We start from the raw sequence: 19,377 nt of genomic DNA, 5'->3' as shown, positions 1-19,377 counted from the left end.
GTCTTGCGGTCAAATTCGCCGTTCAAGCATCGGGGGCCGGCAGGCCGTAACCCGCCGAATCCTTCTGCGCGACGTGGATCTTACCGCCTGCGAGCAGACGCAGCACCACGTAGAACACCGGTGTCAGCATCAACCCGAACAGCGTGACGCCGAGCATGCCGAAGAACACCGCGACGCCCATCGCGTGGCGCATCTCGGAGCCCGCACCGCGCGATAGCACGAGCGGCACGACGCCCATGATGAACGCGATCGACGTCATGAGGATCGGGCGCAGCCGCAGCCGGCTCGCCTCGATCGCGGCTTCGAGCGTGCTCTTGCCGCCGTGTTCGAGTTCACGCGCGAACTCGACGATGAGGATCGCGTTCTTCGCCGAGAGGCCCACGAGCACCATCAGGCCGATCTGCGTGAAGATGTTGTTGTCCCCTTGCGTGAGCCATACGCCGGCCAGCGCGGACAAGATGCTCATCGGCACGATCAGGATCACGGCGAGCGGCAGCGTCAGGCTCTCGTACAACGCGGCCAGCACGAGGAACACGAGCAGCACGCTGATAGGAAACACCCAGAGCGCCGAGTCCCCCGCAATGATCTGCTGATAGGTCAGGTCGGTCCACTCGAACCTCACGCCGCGCGGCAGCGTCTGCGCGGCGACCCGCTCGATCGCCTCCTGTGCCTGTCCCGACGAGTAGCCCGGCGCCGGGCCGCCGTTGATGTCGGCCGCCGTGTAGCCGTTGTAGCGCACGACCATCTCCGGGCCGAACGTCGGCGTGACCTTGACGAGCGACGACAGCGGGACCATCTCGCCGGCCGCATTGCGGGTCTTCAATTGCAGGATGTCGTCAGGGCGCTGGCGGAATGGCGCATCGGCCTGCACACGCACCTGATAGACGCGGCCGAAGCGGTTGAAGTCGTTGACGTACAGCGAGCCCAGATAGACCTGCATCGTGTCGAATACGTCGGTGATGGGCACACCGAGCTGCTTGGCCTTCGTGCGGTCGAGCGCGACGTTCAGTTGCGGCACATTGATTTGGTAGCTCGTGAAGAGCGGCCCGAGCTCGGGCGTCTGCTGCGCGCGTTTGATGAAATCGCCCGTCGCATCGGCGAGCCGCGCGTAGCCGAGCGCACCACGATCCTCGATCTGCATCTTGAAGCCGCCCAGGTTGCCGAGGCCGTACACCGGCGGCGGAGGGAACACGACGATCCGCGCCCCCTTGATTTGGGAAAACTGCCGCTTGAGACTATCCGCGATATGCGCGGCGGACATCGCCTTGTCGCGCCGCTGATCGAACGGATTCAGCATCACGAACACGATCCCCGAGCTGGAGCTGTTGGTGAAGCCTGCGACGGACAGGCCCGCAAATTGCACCGCATTCGCGACACCAGGCTGTGCGAGGGCGATCGAACCCATGTCGTGAATCACTTTCTCGGTGCGGTCGAGCGATGCGCCGTTCGGCAATTGTGCGAGCGCGACGAGGTATTCCTTGTCCTGCGCCGGCACGAAACCGCTCGGGACGGCCTTCGAGACCAGCACGGTCGCGCCGACGAGCGCGAGATACACGCCGAGCATCAACGCCTTCCTCGACAGCACGAAGCGCACGCCGCGGCCATAGTCCTTCGCACCGCGGTGAAACACCTTGTCGAAGCGCCTGAAAAAGCCGCCGAGCGAGCGGTTCATCAGCCGTGTCAGCCAGTCTTCCTTTTCATCGTGTCCCCTCAGCAGCACCGCGCAAAGCGCTGGAGACAGCGTCAGCGAGTTGAACGCCGAGATCACCGTCGAGATCGCAATCGTCATCGCGAACTGCTTGTAGAACTGCCCGGTCAGACCTGACATGAATGCCAGCGGCACGAACACGGCAACCAGCGTCAGCGCGATCGCGATGATCGGTCCGCTCACCTCCTGCATCGCTTTGTAAGTCGACTCGCGCGCACTCATCCCGCTCTCGATGTTGCGCTCGACGTTCTCGACGACGACGATCGCGTCGTCGACGACGATCCCGATCGCGAGCACCATGCCGAACAGCGATAGCGCATTGATCGAATAGCCGAACAGGAAGAGGAGCGAGAACGTGCCGACGATCGACACGGGCACCGCGATCAACGGAATGATCGACGCGCGCCAGGTCTGGAGGAACACGATCACGACGATCACGACGAGCGCGATGGCCTCGAGTAGCGTATGCGCGACGGCCTTGATCGATGCGCGCACGAACTGCGTCGGGTCGTAGACGATCTTGTAGTCGACACCGTCCGGAAAGTCCTGCTTCAGATCCGCCATCGTCTTGCGCACTTCGTCGGAGATGGCGAGTGAATTCGCGCCCGGCAATTGATGAATGCCGATCACGATCGCGCGTTGATTGTCGAGGGAGGTCCTGAGGCTGTAATCGGAGGCGTCGAGCGAGATGCGCGCGATGTCGCGCAATCGTGTGACGCCGCCGTCCGGATTCGTCTTGACGATGATGTCGCCGAACTCCTCCTCGCTGTGCAAGCGGCCTTGCGCATTCACCGACAGTTGCAGCGGCGTGCCTGGCAGCGACGGCTGCGCGCCGATCACGCCCGCCGCGACCTGGATGTTCTGCTCGCGGATCGCCGTGACGACGTCGTTCGCGGACAGCCCGCGTTGGGCGACCTTTTGCGGATCGAGCCAGACGCGCATCGCGTAGTCGCCCGAGCCCCAGAGCAATGCTTCGGCGACGCCGTTGATCCGTGACAGCCGATCCCTCACGTTGAGCAACGCATAGTTGCGCAGGTACGTCATGTCATAACGGTTGTTCGGCGAGATCAGGTGCACGATCATCGTCAGCGTCGGCGAACTTTTCATCGTCGTGACGCCGAGCCGCTGCACATCTTCCGGCAGGCGCGGCAGCGCCTGGTTCACGCGGTTCTGCACGAGTTGCGTTGCCTTGTCGGGATCGGTGCCGAGCTTGAACGTGACGGTGATCGCCATGTTGCCGTCGCTGTTCGCTTGCGATTGCATGTACAGCATGTCCTCGACCCCGTTGATCTGCTCTTCGAGCGGCGAGGCAACGGTTTCGGCGATCACCTTCGGGTTGGCGCCCGGGTACTGCGCGCGCACGATAACCGAGGGCGGCACGACTTCCGGGTATTCGGAAATCGGCAACTGGAACATCGTGATCACGCCGGCCAGCAGAATGATGACCGATAGCACTCCGGCGAAGATCGGCCGGTCGATGAAGAATCTGGATATGTTCACGGGAGGCACCGACAGGTTGGAATCGGGCGCAAGACGCGAGCGCATGGCGGGGCCATTGGCCCAGCCGAGGGAGGTTACCCGGCGAACGAACTTCGATCGTCCCGATTCTTGCTGTCGAATTGAAGACGGCCCCAGGGCCGGCACTGCGAGACAGACCGGGGGGCGGGGGCCGGGCGCCGTCGACAAATTCAACAGCAATAAATGGAGTGTGAGGGGCAGGGAGTCGGCGTAGCCTCCGCTGATCCTGCGGACTAACCCATTTGAGGTGAATTGGTGAATCGCCTTCCCATCCAGTTTCGCCGTCTCGCGCTCTCGAATCTCGCCGCACAGTCGGCCGAACAGATCGGTCTTGCCGTGACGCCGCTGGTTGCCGTGCTCATACTGGGTGCGACCGCCAGTCAGACGGGCTTCCTGCAGACGGCGCAAACGCTGCCGTTTCTGCTGTTGTCGATCCCCTTCGGCGTATGGGCGGATCGCTATTCGCGCCGGAAAATCATGGTGATCGCCGAAGGCCTGCGCGCGTTGTCACTGACGATCGCGCTGCTGCTGCTCATCGGACACGCATTGACGCTGCCGCTCCTTGCCGTACTAGGCTTCCTCGGTGCATGCGGCACGGTGGCCTACAGCGTGTCTGCGCCCGCGGTCATACCGTCGCTGGTCAACCGCGAAGATCTGCCGAGAGCCAACGGCATCATAGAGTTCGCGCGCAGTGCGGCGTATGCGGGAGGACCCGCCGTCGGCGGGCTGCTGGTGGGCTGGATCGGCGGTAAATGGGCCTACGGCGGGGCGGCGATGCTGTCAGGCTACGCGATGTTGCTGCTGTCCACGTTGCAGAAGGAGCCGCCATCGACCGCGCCGCGCAGGCGGTTCGTAGCGGAGCTGCTCGACGGCGCGCGGTTCGTCTATGAGGATCGCCATTTGCGGCCCATGATCATTACGGCGATCTTCTTCAATATCGGCTTCTTCACGTTGCAGGCGATCTATGTGCCGTATGCGGTGCATCACCTGATGCTCAGCGCGCAACAGGTCGGGTTCACGTTTGCCGCCAATGGCATCGGCATGATGTGCGGTGCGTACTTCGCGTCGGCGATCACGAAGCGCGTCAGGTTTGGCGTCGTGATCGTAATCGGTCCGATCTGCGGGCTGATCGCGTCGTTGATCATGGTCGTTTCGATCTTCGAGCCGTCGTTCTGGCTCGCGGCACTGAGCTTCTTCCTGCTCGGCGTCGGACCGATCCTGTGGACCGTCGCCTCGACCACACTGAGGCAGGCGATCACGCCGTCGACGATGCTGGCACGCGTGTCGGCTATGAACGGCACCGCGACGTTCGGGGCCCGCCCGCTGGGCGCGTTGGTCGGGGCCGTCATCGCAGGCAGGTTCGGTATCAACGCCTGTGTTTGGGCCGCCGTCATCGGCTTTGCGATCCAGGCCATCGTGATTACGCTGTCCGTTGTGTCCAGGCTCGAACGCATTCCCGACGCGTCGTACGTCGAACGCGAACGCGCCCGCGCGCCGCAACCAAACTGAGCGGCCGAGGCCGCGCCCTTCCAGAAGACGGGAAGCAAGGGGCTGCTCACGGCCCTCGTCGAGGCACGCTCGAGGTTTCAGTGCGTGATTCTCGATGGGGCGGAGCGCGCCCCGACCGTCGACTTCCGACCTTCGTTCGGCACCGGCAAGGAAGCCGATAGGACGTGGCCATTCGGGCCATGTCCTATCGGCTTCGTCGCGTTCCGCTTGCGCACCAGTTCGTTGGGACCGTCGAGGCACCGCCTCGCGGTGGCCGCGCGATCATCCGTATGCGACACCCATCTCCCGATGCTTAATCATGATTGCCGCGCATTCCTCCGCGCGAAAATGCCTGTATTCATTCCTTATTGAAAAATTTTACTGATTCAATGCGTTTTTCTTGATGTTGGCGGTAGAAAAATCATAGTTGAACTGGTAGGAATGCGCATACCTACAAAAAATTGTTAATTGACAGCAAGGGTGAACCCAAACAGAATTTCCCTGCCCAAGCGATATGCAGGCGGGATAAGCAGAATCGCATGACGTGGTTCTGTTTTGAGTGCCATTGTCGAAAGTATACATACCAGGCCGTTTGATTCGAATCTGGCGTGGCGTGCGACCTATATGGGGCAATTTCGTGATTCGCGAAATTGTCATCGTTCGTGTCGGTGAATATCGATAGCACGAGCATTCCCATTTATTGAGCGTTGATTTCCGATTACCGGCGATATGTTCGGGCGATCGCGCTTGGTTACGCAAGCGTGATGGGGTAGAGCTGACGCCGTTCTGAGCATTGTCTTCGGTTGAGTTCTTTTATTTTTCTGGAGCTGCGATGGGACATAACATTCTCGGATTCCACCATGTGACCCTGAACGTCGGGTCGGCTCAGGAAGATTTTGATTTTCATACGAAATTGCTAGGGCTGAAGATTCTGAAGAAGACCGTGCTGTACGACGGTGATCTCCCGATTTATCACCTCTATTACGGTAATCACATCGGAAACGAGGGTACGGTTATTACGACATTGCCGTTTGGTAAGGCAGGCCTTTTCGGTAAAAAGGGAGCCGGCCAGGTCTCGGCAATCAGCTTGTCGGTGCCGGAGCATTCGTTGAATTTCTGGATCAATCGGCTCGAGTCATTCGGTGTTCCGGCACTCGAGTACGAGAAATTCGGCGGCCGGCGTGTCAAATTCAATCACCCGTGTGGAATCGGATACGAGTTCGTCGGCGTGACGCGCGTCGGTGGGCAGTCTTATTCGAACGGTGTCGTTCCGGCTGAGTGTGAAATTATCGATATCGATGGGATCACGATCGATACGCACGATGTCGACAATTTCGGCGATTTTCTGTCGAATTGCTGGGAGGGCGCGGCGGTGGGGAAGGATGGCAGCCATTACCGTTACAAATTCGGTGACGGCGAGCAATTCCGGTTCGTCGACTTCGAAAAAACGAATGCCAACCCGGGTTCCTGGACCTTCGGTCAAGGCACCGTCCACCACTGCGCATTCGCGGTGAATACGATGCAAACGCAGAACGAAATCAAGTCGCGACTGGTCGGATACGGCTTCGTCGACGTCTCCGAAGTGAAGGACCGCGGCTATTTCGATTCGATCTACGTGAGAACGCCGAGTGGCGTGCTGTTCGAAATTGCCGTGTCAAAGGCGGAAGGCTTTCTGATCGACGAGCCCTACGAGAAGCTCGGTACGACCCTGATGATACCCAGCCAGTTCGAAAGCAGGAGGCAGGACATCTTGAGCACGCTGGAGAGCCTGACTGTCTAGTCCCGCAACACCCGGAACTATCCGGGACAAGCGTCGACGAGACACAAACACCCGCAATACCGAGGATGAGATGCAACTTTATAACTTCTGTATGAGCTCGACGTCGTATCGGGTTCGGCTCGCGCTGTCGCTGAAGAAAATCGATTACGAATATATCCCGGTCGATCTCCGGACCGGAAAGAACTGGGCGGCCGATTTCCGGGAGATCAATTTCGCGGCCGGCGTCCCGGTGTTGGTGGACAAGGACGTCGTCCTCACGCAGTCGCTGGCGATCATCGACTATCTCGATCACGCCTATCCGACCCCGCGGCTCATCCCGAGTGAGTCGTTGCAAAGGGCGAGGGTGCTGGAGGCGTCTTACGCGATCGCCTGCGATATCCATCCGATCGACAACTTGCGGGTCCTCAATTATCTGCGCAAGGACCTCGGCATCGACGAGTCGAAGGTCACGCAATGGTACGCGCACTGGGTGGCGTCAGGACTATCGGCGCTCGAGAAGCTGCTCGGGCGTTACGGTTCCGGGCCCTTCTGCTTCGGGGAATCGGCCACGCTGGCCGATTGCTGCCTCGTTCCGCAAGTCGCGAACGCGTTGCGCAACAAGTGCGACGTCGATGCGTATCCGAGGGTCATGGCGGTCTATTCGCACGCCATGGCCGATCCGGATTTCAAGCGCGCCAGCCCGGAGTTGCAGCCGGATTTCTGACGCCCGCGATCCACCGTTCATCGGCGCAGTCGGAGGAGATTCGCTCATGGCGGAAAAAGCAAACGTTCGCTGGGAAATCAGATTGTTCGATGAGGCGCGTATTCCGACTCGGAAGGGGTATGTCTTCTTCTGCAGCGGTACGAGTTACCTCTGTTACCCGAGCGAATCGGTCGATGTATGTCCCGATTGCCTGGAGTCGGCGATCGTCGCGGTACGCCAATACGTGCGGAAGAAGCCGCCCCGTGTTTTGTACGTGAGGTGTTGTAGGACGGTCCACACGGCGCTGGCACTCGAGCCGGTGTCCGAGGGATTGGTGACCGTCTGAATGTCCGGTGTGCGGCGCGGCTGCGGCCAAGTCGAGATCGATGCACACAACCATCAATCAGGAGAAAACGCGTGAGCAACGTCAATGTCGTAACGAAGAGCAAGGAAGCACCGGTGGTGCGAGAAGAGGCGCCGTCGCAATTCGAGACACCGGAAACCGTATCGAAGCGCACCTCGGTCAAGCTGGCCAACGTCCGGACGAGCGGTCAGTCGAAGCGCGCCACGCTCGACGGTCAGCTGATCTGGTTCGACACCACCCAGCTTGCGAAGAAGCAGCCCGACGACAGCATGTTCGTGCGCGTCATCAATTCGCTCTACAGCGGCATCGTGGTGTACATGGACAACGTCGAGCGCCTGCTGCCGGCGATTCCCGATCGCATGCAGGTCGTGCTGAAGCTGCGCGACGCGGCAGAGCTGAAGGCGTTTCGCGAGAGCCCGCAGTTCGCGGCGTTCAAGACGGCGGACGGCAAGCGCAACCGCAGCGTCGCGTATCACGACGCGCTCGTCCTGAGCCAGTTGGGCGAGGAAGGTTTCATCACCTGCTACACGAGCTACGTGGACGATCGCGAAAGCTTGCTGGGCTCGATCAATGAAGGCCTGAACTTCAACTATCTGTGGATCCTGTTCCGCGACCCCACGAACATTCCGCTCGAACTCGTGATTGCGTCGCTGCAGTCGACGGGCACGATCCTGATGAAAGAGGTCAAGGATCCCGCCAACGTCGACGACGCGATCGTGTCGTACGGCGTGATGGAGTATGGCGCGGAAGGGGTGATCTTCTCGCCGCGCGATCACCATCTGATGAGCTCGTTCCTCGACCGCATGTCGCAGGCGGAGAACCCCAACCTGCCGATACAGGTCGGCACCGTCGTCGAGAGCCGGCCGGTGGGCATGGGCTATCGCGCCTGCATCGATACCGCGACGCTGTTCGAGCCGGATGAAGGGATGCTGGTCGGCAGCACGTCGCAAGGCGGGTTGCTGTGCTGCCCTGAAGTGTTCTTCCTGCCGTACATGGAGCTGCGCCCGTTCCGCGTGAACGCAGCCGCCATGCATTCGTACGTCTTCAACACCGAGAACCGCACCGACTACATGAGCGAACTGAAGGCGGGCTCGCCGGTGATGATCGTGAATTCGAAGGGGCGCGTGCGGCGCGCGGCGGTCGGTCGCGTCAAGATCGAGCAACGGCCGCTGCGGCTCATCGAGGTCGAGTTCGCGGGTGGCGAGCGCGTGAACATCCTGATGCAGGACGACTGGCACGTGCGGGTGTTCTCCGACGCGGCCAAGCCGCTGAACATTTCCGAGCTGAAGCCGGGCGACAAGGTGCTTGGCTATGTGACGGAGCCGGGTCGGCATGTGGGGATCAAGATCAACGAAACGATTCTCGAGAAATAGGAGGCGTCATGGGCTACGTCGGCAGGAAATTGAGAGAGCGTCGAATCCTGTTCCCGGAATCGCAACGCGGGCTGATCGTGCCGGTGGACCATGGTTTGACGCTGGGGCCGATCGCGGGCATGCAGGCGACGGATGACTTCGAGGGCTGGATCGGAACCGACCACATCAGCGCGGTGCTTGGACACAAGGGGCTGATCGAACGGCTGATCCTGCGCGACATGCTGCACCCGTCGACGGGCGTCATCGTGCACCTGAACGGCATGGCGAATCTGTCGAGCGACGGAGACACCAAGGTCATGGTGTCGAACGTCGAGGCGGCGTTGCGGCTGGGCGCGGATGCCGTATCGATCCAGGTCAATTTCACGGCGGATAACTTCGCACACAACTTCACGATGCTCGGCGCGGTGACGGATGCCGCACACGCGGCAGGGCTGCCGGTTCTGACGATGCTGTACGACAAGGTGAAGTCGCCGACGCCGGCTGAACGGATCGCACGGCTGAGCCATCTCGTGCGGGTCGTCGCGGAGCTCGGCTCGGATGCGGTGAAGCTGGCGTTTCCGGAGTTTGAGAGCGAGGTGCCCGCGTTGGTGGCCCGTCATAGCCGTGACATCCGTATTTTCTTCGCGGGCGGCGATAAGGCCAGCGAGGAATCACTGGTGGCGATGACGCGTGCGGCGATCCTGAGCGGTGCGAGCGGCCTTTGCATTGGCCGCAACGTCTTTCAGCATCCCAGACCGCTCGCGCTGCTCGAGCGACTTTCGGCGTGCGTGAAGGGCGAAGTCGAGCTCGCCGAGGAACTGGACGCGGTTTAAGAGTGATCAATGCGCTGTGGCCCCGCACGAGGCGGCGGGCACAGCGCCGGAGAACGATAGATGGAATCGACGAAACATCAACAGGCGGGTGCTGCCCGATCCGATTACACGCTGTCGCCGCTGTGGGCCGACGTGTTTCCGTCGGGCCTGCTCACGGAGCTGAACGCGAATCCGTTCCTGACGGCTTGCCGCAACGGGACGATCGGCACGGATCAGTTGCGCGGTTTCCTGATCCAGCATCGCTACTATTCGCAGTACTTCACGCGCTACTTGTGCTCGCTGATGGGCAGCCTGCCCGAGCAGGACGAGTTCAAGGCGTTGTCACACAACCTCGCGGAAGAGCTGTCGGGCGACGATACGGATCAGATCTCGCACGCGGAGCTGTATCGCCAGGCGATGGACGAGATGTCGGCGGTGCCGGGCAGCCGTCCGATGCTGGCAAGTACGCGAGCGCTGATCGACACGATGTTCCGCTATTGCCGCGGGGGGGATCCGCTCGATGGTCTGGCCGCCCTGTGTCTTGGCGCGGAGGCGATCGTGCCGATCATCTATGGCCCCGTCCTCGACGCGCTGCGGCGTGCGAATGCGCCGGAGCGGGCGCAGCGCTTCTTCCAGATCCACGTCGAAGAGGACGAGCAGCATGCGATCGTGATGCGCGAAATCATCGATCGCATGGTGGCGGAGCGGCCGTACCGGCGCCCGCGTGTGATCGCCGTCGGCGAAGAGATGGTGAGGCTGCGGATGGCGATGCTCGCCGATCTGCTGTCGCACGGCGCAGGGGCCGCGCCCGTGCAAGTCGGCACGCCTGCACGCGACGACGCAGCGGCGCGCGCGCACGATGCGCCGGCGGTCGATAGCGCGATGCTGCCGGCCGATGCGCTCGCCGCATTGCGCGCCGACGCGTCGCTCGGCAGCGCCAATTTCCTGGATCTGTGCTTCGCGCTCAGCACGGCGAAGGAGGTCGAGTTCCTGCATCTGGACAAGCCGGTGCGCTATGCGGACGGCACGACGGTTCACTCGTTCAGTCTCGACACGCTGCAGACTTACCGGAAGGCGCTGGCCGAGTGGTACGTGCAGTTGGGCGTCGAGCAGGATGGCGTCGTCGCGGTGTGCGTCGAGGACGGCATCGCGCCGTTCCTCCACTATCTCGCGGTGACGAGCCTGGGCGCGACGATCGCGCTGATCAATCCGGGGATGCCGGCGGAAGTCGGCGCGGCGTACATGCGCGAGAACGGCTTCGGCAGGTTGGTGGTCGACGCGCACACGTTGGCTTCGAGCGCGTTCGTTCAGCAGTGGAAGGTGCTCAATGAGGAGCAGGGCATCGTCGACGTGACGTCGGCACCCTTGCGCCGGGATGCGCAAGTGCCCGGCTGGTGGCCGCTGGCGCCGCAGGATTCGACGCTCGTGATGCTGAGCCATACGTCGGGCACGACGGGTGTGCCGAAGGCCGTGCGGTTCGAGCACCGCCAGTTCTTCATGGGCAAGCGGGCCCGCATCGGGCGTTTCGCCGAGGGCCCGGACGAGCGGCTGCTGACTGCGTTGCCGCAATCGCACTCGGCCGCCATCAGCCATCTCGAGACCGCGGTGCTGCATGGCATTCCGACTTATGTGCTCGGCACGCAGGAAGGTGACGCGGTGCGCGAGGCGATCCGTGCGTTCGCGCCGACGACCGTGGTGGCGTTTCCGAAGAGCTACATGCTGCTCGTCGAAGGCGGCGTGGTGGAGAACGAGTTCGCGTCGGTACGGCGTTGGTTCAGCATGGGCGATGCCGCACATCAGAGCCATACGCGCCGCCTGCTGACGGGCGCGCCGCACTCGCGCTTCATCGACGCGTTCGGCAGCTCGGAGCTGGGGATGGCGCTCTTTCGCAGCGAATCGACGGCGGATGCGATCGCGCCGCAGCGCTCGATCGGCCGTCCGGTGGACATCGCCGTCGCCAAGATCCTCGACCCCGAGACCGGCGACGAAGTGCAGCCTGGCCAGATAGGTCTGCTGGCGGTGCGCTCGCCCACGGTGACGTCCGGCTATTGGAACCAGCCGGCCCGCACCGCGAGTGCATGGCGCGGCGGGTACTTCCTGACGGGCGACGTGGCGTACTGCAAGGACGGCGATTTCTATCAGATCGATCGCGAGGTGGACGTGGTGGCGTCGCCGGCGGGCCCGCTGCACACCCTGCTGCTCGAGGAGATCGCGCAGCAGGTGCCGGGGGTCTGCGACGTCGCGGTGGTCGGTGTCGAGGGTGACGACGCGAGTGATCCGTTGCTGCTCGCGCTCGTGCTGCCGGAACGTCAGACGGAGGAAAGTGCCGAAACGGTCGCGGCGCGCGTGCTGGACGCGCTGCGCGGCGCGCTCGAGGCACGCGGCCAGGCGCTGGCGGACGACGCAATCGCGGTCGCCGTGGTGCGCAGCCTGTCGTTTCTGCCGCTGGGTGCGACCGGCAAGGTACTCAAGCGCCTGCTGCGGCACTCGGCGCCGTCGATTCTGCGGCAGATGTCCAATGACGGCGGCGACGTGCTGCATCTGGCGCGGCGCACGGCGACGTCAAGCGGTCCCCAGGTACCGGCCGGCGCTGACCTTTGAGCACGCATCCCCAATCTGGAGAGCAGATGAGCGATCACATCTACGAATCCGACGCGATCGCGTCGGTGCGACAGCGGCTCGCCGTCGCGGAAGCGGAACAGTTGTCTGAGTACACGTGCATGGGGCGGCGCTTCGTTGTCCATCCCGACGTGTTCCCGCCGACGCACTTTCAATCGACGGGCCTCTTCACGCAACACCTGCCCTACCCGAGCGGCGGCGCGTTCCTGGAAATCGGTTGCGGCGCGGGCGTGACGGCGGTGACGGCGGCGCTGTCGGGCTGTCGGCCCGTCGTCGCCTCGGATATCAGTGAGGCGGCGGTGCAAAACACGCGTGCGAACGCGGCGCTGCATGGCGTGGAGGATATCGTGTCGGCGCGCCACGGCGACCTGTTCGACGTGCTGAATCCAGGCGAGCGGTTCGACGCGATCTTCTGGAATTCGAACTTCGTGTTCGTGCCGGAAGACTACGTGTTCGACAAGACGATTCTCCACGCGTTTTGCGATGCGGGGTATGCCGCGCACCGGCGATTCCTGCGCGAGGCACCGAACTATCTCGCGCCGGGTGGCCGGCTGTTGATCGGGTTCAGCAGCCAGGGGGACGACAGCGCGCTCACGGCGTTGCTGGCCGAGTACGGCTATACCTCGACGACCGTAGCGTCGGCGTTTGGCCAGGGTGTGGGCGCGCATCGCTACGACATCCTGCAACTGCTGCCGGGTGCGCCCGGCGACGCGACGCGTACCGCGTAGCGAGATCCGGGAGCGACACGCGTGAATGCGACATACGTGAACACTTCGTCTGTGGCGATCGTCGGCGGCGGTCCGGTCGGGCTCATGCTCGCGTTTTTCCTCGACCGGCACGGGGTGCCGGTCGTGATCTACAACACCGAGCAAGAGAGCCGGTGGCACCCGAAGGGCAGCACGCACAACTCGCGGACGATGGAGCACTATCGCCGCGTGGGGATTGCCGATGCGGTGCGCGAGCTCGGATTGCCGGCCGACCACCCACGCGATATCACGTATTTCACGCGGTTGGCCGGTTGGGAGCTGGCGCGCCTGTCCATGCCGTCCGAGCGACAGCGGATGCGGGACGTGCTCGCCGCTCCCGATACCGACCAGGTGCCCGAGCCGTTGCTGCGCGCGAACCAGATGTATGTAGAGCGTCACATGCTGAAGCACGCGAAGACGTGCGGCAACATCACGCTGCGTTTCGGCTGGCGCGTCACCGAGTTCGAGCAGGACGATGAGGGCGTGACGCTCACGGCGGTGGCTGCCGACGGGTCGGGGGCGTCCGAGCAGCGGCGCGTGGCGTACATGGTCGGATGCGACGGCGGGCCGAGCTTCGTGCGCCGCAAGCTCGGCATCGCCTATCAAGGCCCGGGCGGCGCGAGCGACCGGTTTCTCGGCGGCAGGATGATCTCGAGCTATGTGCGCGTTCCGGCGCTGCACCGCGATTTTCTCGCCGAGCGCAAGGCGTGGATGTACAACGTCATGGCGCCCGGAGCGCGGATGCTGCTGATCAGCCTCGACGGCGCCGACGAGTTTTTGCTGATGTCGCAGGCGCCGGACGGGGAGCGGATGCCGGACGACGCGTCCGTGATCCGGCGGATACAGGAGGGCGTGGGTCGACCCGTCGACGTCGAGGTGCTCGCGCACGCGCCTTGGCAAGGCGGCGTGGCACTGGTGGCAGAGCGGTTTGCGCAGGGGCGCGTGTATCTGGCCGGCGATGCCATCCATCTGTTCTCGCCTACAGGCGGGTTCGGGATGAACACGGGGATCGACGGCGCAGCGAACCTCGCGTGGAAACTCGCGGCGGCGGTGCAAGGCTGGGCGGGCGAGTCGTTGCTGGCGTCGTACGAAGTGGAGCGGCGTCCAATCGCGCATCGGAACACGGCCGCTGCGCGTTTCCTTACGCAGCGCGTCGGCGGGCTCGAAGTGCCGGAGGAGATCGAGGCGGACGACGAGCGTGGCGAGGCGGCGCGCCGGCAGCTGGGCGACGCGCTACAGGTGTTCCGCAGCCAGTTCGCGTCGTTGGGCGTGGAACTGGGGGGGCGCTACAACGGCTCGCCGATTGTCTGGGAGGACGGCGAGCCACCTGCCGACGATCCGCTCGAGTACCGACCGAGCAGCGTGCCGGGCGGCCGACTCCCGCATTTGTGGGTGAGGCGGGACGACGGCGGACGGTCATCGGTGTTCGACCTGCTCGGTAAGGGTTTCACGTTGCTGCGTGTCGTGACGGACCAGGCCGATGAACGGGACGGCAATGCCTTCGGCGTCGCTCGTCTGGTCGCGGCGGCCGATGCGCGAGGAATTCCGCTAGCGGTTGTCGAGGTGAAGGCGGAGGCGGCGCTTGCGCTCTATGAGCGTCGTCTGATCCTCGTGCGTCCTGACCAACATGTCGCGTGGCGCGGCGATCGGTTGCCGCCCGACGCGGGTGCAGTGCTCGATCGTGTGGTGGGACGCGAGGCGAGGCAGGTTCGCCACGAGCCGGAAAGCGCGAACGCGGGGGACTGAGCGTCCGCGGCTATCGCGCTCGCCCTATGGGCGATGACATTTCACAACGGCCTTAAATATCGCACCGTGCGCGACCCATAAAATTCGTGACGTTGAAGCTCACGAGACAACAATGAAAACAAGGGTCGCCAACTTGCCTGTGCTGTACTTCGGAACGCCTGTCGCACTCGTCTCCAGCGTCAATCCGGACGGCACCACCAACTTGAGCCCGATCTCCTCCTACTGGGCGCTGTCGGATACGCTCGTACTCGGGCTCTCAACCACAGGGCAATGCTTTGGCAACCTGAGCCGATGTCCCGAGATCGTGCTGAATCTGCCGGATGCATCGCTATGGGCGAACGTCGAAAGCATCGCGGCAACGACGGGTGCCGAGATCGTACCTGACGACAAGAAGCGGATGGGTTACCGCTTCGAACACAACAAATTTCAACGCGCGGGTCTGACTGCAAAGGCAAGCGAATCTGTAATCGCTTCGCGAGTGGCCGAGTGCCCGATTCAGATCGAAGCGCGGTTGACTCGCATGCACGCCATTGGCAGCGACGAAGACGAGATGGTCGCCGCAGAGTGCAAGGCTACGCGTGTTCACGTGCATGCCGACCTTCTGACGTCGGCTGGGCGAGTCGAGCTAGACCGCTGGCGGCCGTTGTATTACGTGTTCAGGCATTACTACACGCTGGGTGCATACCTCGGCAAGACCTTTCGTGCATAGCGGAGCAAGAGCGGCGAAACCATCAGTGGGGAATAAGCCGCTCGTACCGCACGTTTAGCCCATATGGCATCCACCGTTCGATGGGCATGCATACAGCGCTGACTGTCGAGCCCTGATCGGCTAAAACAGTCAGTATAACGAATCAAAAAAAGACGGTGAGTGGCGGCGATCCGCTAGGCTTTCCAAAGGGATGGCGCCGACTGTGCGAAGCGAGTGTTGCAACTCCGCACCTGGGCGCCATCATCCTCACGAAACGTCAGTTTTCTTCATTGGCTGTTATCGTCGCCGGTGCTAAGCGGGCGCAACGTCCACACAGTTGCCGTATTCGTGTTGTCATTGACCGCGGCGAACTGCACCTGCCCACTACTGCTGAGTCCGAATGCGAGGCCGAATGCAGCGCCCGTCGCGGGATCGACCTGCATCTGAGCGATGAAGCGTCCGTCAGGCGTGAATTCGACAATCTCGCTCGCTTGCTGCGGGTTGGGGTTGACCGCGTCGCCGTTTGCCGTGACGAGATGTCCATTCGGTGCGAGCGCTAACGCGAGCGGTCCACGAAGGTGTGCGTTGTCCTGATAGATCAGCCTTCCCTTGCCTCCGTCGTGAGTTAGCGAAGCGGCGCCGTAAATCGCAAACACCGCATTGTCACCGGTCGAAGCGACGTAGAGCACATCATGCTGCGCATCGTAGGCGAGTCCCGTTGGGCCGACGACGAGCGCCGCGGGATCGGTTCGGAACGTGTAGCCGGACGCGATGATGTGCGAGCTCGGCAATAGTGTCGCGCCGCCGCTTCCGATGCTGAGGTCGATCCTCGCCACGGTGCCGTTCAACACGTTCGACACGAATGCCGTGACGTGCGACCCGTTATCGATGAGCACCGTCATATCCCAGGGGCCATCCAGCAGAGTGGAATCCTGCAATTCAGTGACGAGTCCACCTTGCGGGTTGATCACGAGCAAAGAGCCGGGGGGCGCGACGACCGTGACGTTTTGTTGGTTGGTCGTGGTCGGGACATTGCCGGCCAGCACAAAGCCGCTCTTGAGCACGGTCAGTGCGGTCGTGAGTCCGTGTCCGGGACTAGCCTGGAAAAAGGTGATGGGGCTGCCATCGGTGACGAGCTTGACGATGGTCGTCCCGGTGCCCTGCACGTTCGAACTGGCGTTGAAGTTGGACACCACCACGTCCCCGGGCTTCAGCGTGCTCCACGCTGGCACGCCGCTAGGCACGAAGGCGATGCCGTACGGATTGAGGTCGCCGTTGGTGGGGACCGTCGAGGCAACCGTGGACGAGGGTGGAAGAATCGTCCCAGCGCCCGCCCATGTGGAACCCAACGACAGCGCAAGCAGACCGACTGCGCATGCCGCATGGCGCAAGCCACGGGCGGCCGCATGAAAGGCCCGTTTGGATTTCGTCAGCGAGGCGACTAGGGGAGGCGGGTCGAGAGAAGACACATGACGCGAGGTTTTCATGATTGGTCACTCCGTTTCGCGAAAGAACAGCCCGCTGGTCGATCGACACAGTCAACGGGCGTCGCGCTGCACCCGCATCTCTTGCAACGTGGGTGATCGCTTCGCGTAAACGGACCTGCGCGCTTTTTATTCCTTCGCCGTCGCGCGTGCTTGGCGGACGGCGCCATGCGCCTGCCACCGATTCACGTGAAGAATGCGTTTGCTGAACACCGGCTCATTTCGCACGGCACTTCACGTCGTAGCCGACGATGGTGTCATCGTTTCCGCGTTCCCGATCTTCTCCTATCGTCGTCACTCTCAGGATTCCGCTCGGGCCGTTGTAATTGAACCAGCAATCGCCCAGCCCGGTACCGGAACACGTTTCCGCTTCGACGATGCCGTGCTTCGCCAAATCGGCTGCCCCATCGAATTCGCCCCATGCCTCTGCGGGACGCTTCGGTTTCCATCCCCGAGCGATCAGGATCTTGCGTGCGTCCTTGATCGATTTGCCGTAGACGTTGGGGACGACCGCACGACCATTGCAGAACGTGCGCTCGGCCGCCACGCGGGTCAATCGAAACCCACCATTCACCTCATGCAGTTCACCGATCGGCGCGCCTACTCCATCCCCAGCCGAGATCATCAGTGCACCGCTTTCGAGCAGCTCGACGTTGCCTAGCTGCAGTTCGGCGGCCCGACCTGTATAAGCGAGCGCGATCAAGCCGGCCCTACCGAACACAGCGAGACGACCATTGCGCGTGAAGCACATGCCGCTGGTGCCGGGCTCAAATCCACTTGCGAACGTAACGACCTGGTACTGCCCGAGCTGCGCCTCCGAGGTCACGATCCAACCGCGGCCAGCAACCAACTTGGCGGCCGCCGACACGGGGGAGGATCCCTTGCAGTACTCGTCGGGTGAACCGCTTTCCGGCGAACGAGGCAGGTTGGCCAGTGCAGTCAACGTCGCGCCTGGAATGTCGGATGCCGTATTCGGCGTTGCAGCTGGCGCGGCACTCGCGAATGCCGTAAACGCCAAGGTCACCGCGATCCATCTGGTGAGGCAAACGCTTTTTGTAATGGGGTATTGGGTCAAGCGTAAGGGCTCCTTCGTGACGGCGAATCTATAAAATTTGCATCGTCAGTATAGGCAATGGCTGTCGAATGTTTTCTCCGGCAACATATTGATGATTTAACCGCACCAGTTTTCAGCATCGCGGGAAAGCCGCGTGGCGCACAAGCCCACGCGGCCCAGCACTATTTCCATTTCGCGCCGAGCGCTTCGAGTCCTGCTTTCTTGAGGTCGTCAGCGAGCATCACGATGCGAAATTCGCAGTCGGCGTTGAACTTCAGGAACCACGGCTCAGCCAAAGCGGGCACGCGTGATGGATCGTCGAGGTCCACGATGAGGACAGCACCGCGCCAGCCGCTCTGCTCCGTGAAGTACGCGGCCTCCGGTTTCGTGTCTTCGAGGATTTGCGTCAGCACTGCGCCGATCGTGCCGTCACGCACAAATGCGTTGAACGGCTCGTGGGGAATTCGTATGTTCACAAGCATGCGCATGTCTTCGTCTCCTTCATGGGCGGCCCAAAGGGGCCCTTGAAGCATAGAAGCTCGTCCATGCGTTGTTTGTTGACCAGCGCGCACTAGTGCACGTCGCCTTCAATCCTCTCCATATCCGTCCACCGCCTTGCGCTCGCGTCGCTCTTCGTTGGCACGACGCGCACGCCGGCGTTGACGCGACAGAACGGCGATCACCTCGCCGGTGCTGGCACCGGCGGGGATCTCGTTGCGGATGACGTTCGCCACCATCGGCAATCCCGAACGGTGCCGGCGCAGGGCCTTGGCAATGGCCGTACGGCACTCCTGCCCGTGGCATTCCCATTCGTCACGCATCTTTCCGCAGTAACGGCACTTGTCCATGGCGGACATTCTACTCAGCCCGTGCAAAGGCGTCGTGACACCTCGACTTGGGCCTTCATCGGACGGCCTTCGTCACGCCTCGTTGGGCGCTTCCCATTGCACCACCAGGTCGAGCAGACCCGGAAAGCGCTCGTTGAGGTCTTCGGTGCGCACTCGGCTGCGCCGTTCGAGCCCGTATTGCCGCTGACGAAGCACACCGGCTTCGCGCAGCGCCTTGAAGTGATGCGTCAGCGACGACTTGGGGCGATCGAAGCCGAACCAGCTGCAGGGATGGTCGTATGCCTCCGATTCGAGCATCAGCATGCGCACGATCGTCAGACGCAGCGGATCAGCCAGCGCCGCGAAGATTTCCTCCAGCCGCAGGTCCGCAACGGCCGGCTCAGCCAGCGGCTCGGGAAGGTCGGCGGGCTTGAGGTCGGCCGCCTGATTGGAGTGGCTTTGTCGTTTCATGCCCGAGACTATAGCAGCATGTACGAGTTTTTTCGAAC

The 19,377-nt window shown here is 62.6% G+C and carries 15 protein-coding genes; 9 read left to right on the top strand and 6 right to left on the bottom strand.

Features of this window, described 5'->3' with window-relative positions; genetic code table 11:
• Window positions 1–22: 22 nt before the first annotated feature.
• Window positions 23–3,208 (bottom strand): efflux RND transporter permease subunit, encoded by a 3,186-nt coding sequence (locus D7S89_RS18850; protein ID WP_121279922.1) that lies wholly within the window; start codon window positions 3,206–3,208, stop codon window positions 23–25.
• Between the two features lie 273 nt (window positions 3,209–3,481).
• On the opposite strand from D7S89_RS18850, the gene D7S89_RS18845 reads away from it, so the two are divergent.
• The 9 genes from D7S89_RS18845 (at window position 3,482) to D7S89_RS18800 (ending at window position 15,524) form a co-directional block, all read left to right on the top strand.
• On the top strand, window positions 3,482–4,735 hold the full coding sequence (locus D7S89_RS18845; protein ID WP_121279920.1) for an MFS transporter: 1,254 nt from the start codon (window positions 3,482–3,484) through the stop codon (window positions 4,733–4,735).
• An 811-nt stretch (window positions 4,736–5,546) separates the two neighbouring features.
• Entirely contained in the window at window positions 5,547–6,494 is a 948-nt protein-coding gene (locus D7S89_RS18840; protein WP_121279781.1) for a VOC family protein, read from the top strand.
• 70 nt (window positions 6,495–6,564) lie between these two features.
• Entirely contained in the window at window positions 6,565–7,197 is a 633-nt protein-coding gene (gene maiA, locus D7S89_RS18835; RefSeq protein ID WP_121279779.1) for a maleylacetoacetate isomerase, read from the top strand.
• Between the two features lie 396 nt (window positions 7,198–7,593).
• The gene (locus D7S89_RS18825; protein ID WP_220702179.1) at window positions 7,594–8,913 is read left to right on the top strand and encodes a 3-dehydroquinate synthase II domain-containing protein; all 1,320 of its coding nucleotides are present in this window, start codon (window positions 7,594–7,596) and stop codon (window positions 8,911–8,913) included.
• Window positions 8,914–8,921: 8 nt separating this feature from the next.
• Window positions 8,922–9,725, top strand: coding sequence for a class I fructose-bisphosphate aldolase (locus tag D7S89_RS18820; RefSeq protein ID WP_121279775.1), 804 nt, complete (start codon window positions 8,922–8,924; stop codon window positions 9,723–9,725).
• A gap of 60 nt (window positions 9,726–9,785) precedes the next feature.
• Window positions 9,786–12,305 carry an AMP-binding protein gene (locus D7S89_RS18815; RefSeq protein WP_121279773.1) on the top strand — a complete coding sequence of 840 codons (2,520 nt, stop codon included), beginning with the start codon at window positions 9,786–9,788 and terminating at the stop codon, window positions 12,303–12,305.
• Window positions 12,306–12,331: 26 nt separating this feature from the next.
• Window positions 12,332–13,051, top strand: a complete 720-nt coding sequence (locus D7S89_RS18810) for a methyltransferase (RefSeq protein WP_121279771.1) — start codon at window positions 12,332–12,334, stop codon at window positions 13,049–13,051.
• A gap of 36 nt (window positions 13,052–13,087) precedes the next feature.
• Window positions 13,088–14,815 carry an FAD-dependent monooxygenase gene (locus D7S89_RS18805; protein ID WP_121279916.1) on the top strand — a complete coding sequence of 576 codons (1,728 nt, stop codon included), beginning with the start codon at window positions 13,088–13,090 and terminating at the stop codon, window positions 14,813–14,815.
• Between the two features lie 112 nt (window positions 14,816–14,927).
• Window positions 14,928–15,524, top strand: a complete 597-nt coding sequence (locus tag D7S89_RS18800; protein ID WP_121279769.1) for a flavin reductase family protein — start codon at window positions 14,928–14,930, stop codon at window positions 15,522–15,524.
• A gap of 266 nt (window positions 15,525–15,790) precedes the next feature.
• On the opposite strand, the gene D7S89_RS18795 is transcribed toward D7S89_RS18800, so the two are convergent.
• The 5 genes from D7S89_RS18795 to D7S89_RS18775 all read right to left on the bottom strand — a co-directional run bounded on the left by D7S89_RS18795 (window position 15,791) and on the right by D7S89_RS18775 (window position 19,339).
• Window positions 15,791–16,990 carry an NHL repeat-containing protein gene (locus D7S89_RS18795; protein WP_183085268.1) on the bottom strand — a complete coding sequence of 400 codons (1,200 nt, stop codon included), beginning with the start codon at window positions 16,988–16,990 and terminating at the stop codon, window positions 15,791–15,793.
• A 214-nt stretch (window positions 16,991–17,204) separates the two neighbouring features.
• A complete protein-coding gene (locus tag D7S89_RS18790; protein WP_245983059.1) occupies window positions 17,205–18,011 on the bottom strand; it encodes a PASTA domain-containing protein in 807 nt (268 codons plus the stop codon).
• A gap of 212 nt (window positions 18,012–18,223) precedes the next feature.
• Complete coding sequence (locus D7S89_RS18785; protein WP_121279765.1) at window positions 18,224–18,529, bottom strand: panthothenate synthetase; 306 nt, start codon at window positions 18,527–18,529, stop codon at window positions 18,224–18,226.
• A gap of 99 nt (window positions 18,530–18,628) precedes the next feature.
• Entirely contained in the window at window positions 18,629–18,889 is a 261-nt protein-coding gene (locus tag D7S89_RS18780; RefSeq protein WP_121279763.1) for a hypothetical protein, read from the bottom strand.
• Between the two features lie 72 nt (window positions 18,890–18,961).
• The gene (locus tag D7S89_RS18775) at window positions 18,962–19,339 is read right to left on the bottom strand and encodes an ArsR/SmtB family transcription factor (RefSeq protein ID WP_121279761.1); all 378 of its coding nucleotides are present in this window, start codon (window positions 19,337–19,339) and stop codon (window positions 18,962–18,964) included.
• Window positions 19,340–19,377: the final 38 nt, after the last annotated feature.

Origin of the sequence: Trinickia fusca, from assembly GCF_003628145.1 — a bacterium.
GTDB lineage: Bacteria > Pseudomonadota > Gammaproteobacteria > Burkholderiales > Burkholderiaceae > Trinickia > Trinickia fusca.
The sequence above is the reverse complement of the archived record's forward strand: the minus strand, read 5'-3'. Positions and strand labels throughout refer to the sequence as shown.